Origin of the sequence: Microbulbifer echini (assembly GCF_041447225.1) — a bacterium.
Taxonomy (GTDB): domain Bacteria; phylum Pseudomonadota; class Gammaproteobacteria; order Pseudomonadales; family Cellvibrionaceae; genus Microbulbifer; species Microbulbifer echini.
On the sequence record NZ_JBGMEL010000049.1, the window covers coordinates 1 to 1,331 of the forward strand.

Sequence of the window (1,331 nt, forward strand, 5' to 3'; positions counted from 1 at the left end):
TAAATGTTGTACAAACCCGCTGCGCGGGAGTGGTGCCACTTTTAAATTATAAGAGGCATTTTAGAAAATGCATAACCGGGTATTGCAAAATATATTTTCTACGTACAGTGGTTATTTATCTAAAACTGCGCAGCCGCTAAAAAATTTGAAGGCCATCTCATCAATACAAGAGTGCCGTACAAAAGCGATGGGAAGCAGTTATTATCGCTGTAAGCAGAACCATGTAACTGAACAGCATCATTCTTGCAGACACAGAAGCTGCCCCCTCTGTTCAGGTCGGAAACAGCTACAGTGGGTTGATCAGCAACGTCGTAAATTATTTGATACAGAGCATTTTCACGTGGTCTTTACTATACCTCATGAGTATCTGCCATTATGGCAATACAACGAAGAGAAGCTTACAGATATACTCTTTTTATCAAGTAAAGAAACTCTGTTTGAATTGATGGCGAGTAAGGACTACCACGGGGTAACTCCCGGGATGCTTATGGCTCTGCATACTTGGGGAAGACAGTTAACGTTACATCCTCATATACACTGCCTGATAACCGCTGGCGGTTTGACTTTAAGAGAAAACTGGAAAGAAACAGGTGAATACTTATTACCTGTGCGAGTGGTTAAGAGCCTTTATAGGGGGAAATTTCAAGCGCTGTTATTAGAACAATATCGTGCTGGATTACTTAAGCTCCCTCCCAGTTGGTCAATTGGCCAATTTGATATCCTCTTTAAAGCTTGCTATCGCAAAGAATGGTCGGTTCGTATTCAGGAACGATATGAGCATGGTCAAGGTGTACTGCTGTATTTTTCACGCTATATCAAAGGTGGGCCACTGAAACCAAAGCAGATATTAAATGTGGATCATAAGGGTCTGGAGTTTCGTTATTTTGATCACCGTGACCAGCGACGCAAGCAACTTCGGTTAAAGCCTAAAGAGTTCTTGAGACGTGTATTGCAGCACATACCTCCGATAGGTAAACACATGATCCGTGGTTACGGATTATATGCTGGATGCAACAAGAAAAAGCACGATCTATGTAGCAATCTGGTGGGTCTAATGAAAGATCAACCACTCCCGTCTGGATTGCAAATCCAAGATCTGGTGGTAGAGTGTGGGCAGTGTCATGAACCCACAAAATTGAGTAGCAGGGTGTGGTCTAAGGCGAAAAAAGGAATTTCCTTTATAAAGGGGGCCGCTCGGCCAGATAGTGCCGGCGGGAATGTACAACATGGCGATGAACCAGACACTGCAGGAATGGGCCTCTTTAGTTCGGCCTAAATTCAATGCCAGGTCATTTTTTTGCCGCCTGCAGCGCAGGTTATCTTAGCGTTAT

The 1,331-nt window shown here is 43.6% G+C and carries 1 protein-coding gene; it reads left to right on the forward strand.

The window, feature by feature from the left end:
• Nucleotides 1-67: 67 nt before the first annotated feature.
• Nucleotides 68-1,276 carry an IS91 family transposase gene (locus tag ACCI51_RS19395; protein ID WP_371845078.1) on the forward strand — a complete coding sequence of 403 codons (1,209 nt, stop codon included), beginning with the start codon at nucleotides 68-70 and terminating at the stop codon, nucleotides 1,274-1,276.
• Nucleotides 1,277-1,331: the final 55 nt, after the last annotated feature.

What these genes read in the sequence shown, in the direction of transcription:
- ACCI51_RS19395 (WP_371845078.1), top strand. Translation starts at nt 68, where the DNA reads ATGCATAACCGGGTATTGCAAAATATATTTTCTACGTACAGTGGTTAT.